2 protein-coding genes are annotated in these 2,214 nt (G+C 67.5%); both read left to right on the top strand.

Annotated elements, in window-relative coordinates:
* Positions 1-375 precede the first annotated feature (375 nt).
* On the top strand, positions 376-1,278 hold the full coding sequence (locus tag EOA38_RS34320; RefSeq protein ID WP_126094539.1) for a S1C family serine protease: 903 nt from the start codon (positions 376-378) through the stop codon (positions 1,276-1,278).
* A 13-nt stretch (positions 1,279-1,291) separates the two neighbouring features.
* The coding region (locus EOA38_RS34315) for a LysR family transcriptional regulator (RefSeq protein WP_145966220.1) at positions 1,292-2,214 on the top strand (923 nt) is incomplete at its 3' end.

Below are 2,214 nucleotides of genomic sequence, written 5' to 3'. Positions count from 1 at the left end.
GCCTTGTGGGTTCGGGGGGCGGATGCGAGTTGGTTGACGCAAGATTTAGGTGCGGTTCCGCGCGCGTCAAAGAAAAAAGTTCAATTTTCGTTGAACTAATGACTGGGCCAGGATTTTTCCCCTTCTCCCCTTGTGGGAGAAGGTGGATCGGCGCGCAGCGCCGAGACGGATGAGGGGTGTTGGAAGAAATGATACGAGGGAGATTAGGACGCGGGGAGCAAACGGCCGAAGGCGCGCTCCGTCCAGCACCCCTCATCCGACCGAGCTTCGCTCGGCCACCTTCCCCCACAAGGGGAGAAGGGAATGGCGTCAGCCCTTGCACCACGCCGCATTGGCCATACCTATAGAAAAAGACCCGCAATCCAGGATCGACCGATGACCATCGAAAAAGTCTCGCGCTCCGTCGTGTCCGTGCGCGCCACGGTTCCGGACGACGCCTTCACCGCCAATGCGCTGGGCACACGCCGCGAGGGCAGCGGCGTGGTGATCCGCGACAACGGGCTGGTGCTCACCATCGGCTATCTGATCACCGAGGCCGACGAGGTGTGGCTCACCGACCAGGACGGCCGCGTGGTCGCCGCGCATGCGCTGGCCTACGATCAGGAGACCGGCTTCGGCCTGGTGCAGGCGCTGTCGCCGCTCAACCTGCCGGCGGTCGCCTTCGGCAACGCCAGGAAGGCCAATATCGGCGACGCGGTGACGCTTGCCGACGGCATCGGCCAGCAGGTCGATGCCCACATCGTCACCAAGCAGGAATTCGCCGGCTACTGGGAATATCTCATCGACGAGGCGATCTTCACCGCGCCGGCGCACCCGTCCTGGGGCGGCGCCGCGCTGTTCGACCGCGACGGCAAGCTGCTCGGCGTCGGCTCGCTGCGCCTGCAGATGAGCCGCGCCGGCGAGGTCGCCGACATCAACATGATCGTGCCGATCGACCTTCTGACGCCGATCCTCGACGACTTGGTGAAGCGTGGCCAGTTGGCCCGGCCACCGCGCCCGTGGCTCGGCGCTTTCTCGGCCGAGTCGAACGGCATGGTGGTGGTGATGAGCGTCGCCGAAGGCGGTCCAGCGGCAAAGGCAGGCCTGCGTCAGGGCGACATCATTTCCGACGTGCGCGACGGTGAGGTCGACGGTCTCGCCGACTTCTATCGCAAGCTCTGGCAGAACCCGGCAGGCGCCGAGATCCCGTTGCGCGTGGTGCGCGACGGCCGCGAGACCTGGCTCAGGGTAAAATCCGCAGACCGCAACTCCTTCCTCAAGAAGCCGCAGCTGCAGTAGCGCCGCCCGCCCGATGCATCCAAGGTTGCTGAAGACATTTCTCGCGGTTGCGCGCACGCGCAACGTCACCCGCGCCGCGGTGGAGGTCAATCTCGCGCAGTCGAGCGTCAGCGACCAGATCCAGGCGCTGGAGGCCGAGCTTGGCGCCAGCCTCTTCATGCGCTCTCGGCGAGGGCTGGAGCTGACACCGGCCGGCGAGGCGTTGAAACCCTATGCCGAGGAATTGCTGTCGCTCGCCGACGACGCGCGCGCCGTCATCGATGCCACCAGGAGCGCGACGGCCGGCCGGCTTGCGATCGGCGCGCTGGAGACGATTGCCTCCGCAAGGCTTGCCGGCTGGCTGGCCGACTTCCATGCCGTTCATCCCGACATCGACATCAAGCTGAAGATCGCCGGCAGCGGCGAGTTGCTGCGCAGGCTCGGCGACGGCGAGATCGATGTCGCCTTCTGCTTCGACCGTTCTGGCGCGAGCGAATCGGACGAGCGCTTCGCCAGACGCGTCGTCGCGGCCGAGCCGCTGGTGCTGATCGCGCCGCCGGGCGAGAACAGGACGGAGGTCGATCTGGCGGAGCTTGCCGAAAAACGCTTCGTCGCCACCGAAACCGGATGCGTCTACCGCGCCATGGTCGACAGAGCTTTCACCGAGGCGGGCCTCGGCGGGCCGAGGCTCGCGGCCGAGGTCGGCAGCATCGACGCCATCGCCGGGCTGGTGGCAGCCGGCGCCGGCTTCGGCATCGTGCCGCGCCTGGCGGTCGCGGCCGTGCTCGATCGCGGCGGGGTGGCGGAGGTCGCCTGGCCCGGCCCGGTCCGTTCCGCGGGCCTCGTCATGATCTGGCGCCGCCGGCGCGTCCAGCCGCCGACGCTCAAGGCGCTGCTCGCGGCGATGGATGAGGGCTTTGCGCCGGTCAGATCAGCCGGTGGCCGCCCTCCACATGC

This window comes from Mesorhizobium sp. M1E.F.Ca.ET.041.01.1.1 (assembly GCF_003997355.1).
Lineage (GTDB): Bacteria > Pseudomonadota > Alphaproteobacteria > Rhizobiales > Rhizobiaceae > Mesorhizobium.
Note: the sequence above shows the minus strand (reverse complement) of the source record. Positions and strands in the feature narration are given on the sequence as shown.

What these genes read in the sequence shown, in the direction of transcription:
- EOA38_RS34320 (WP_126094539.1), top strand. Translation starts at nt 376, where the DNA reads ATGACCATCGAAAAAGTCTCGCGCTCCGTCGTGTCCGTGCGCGCCACG.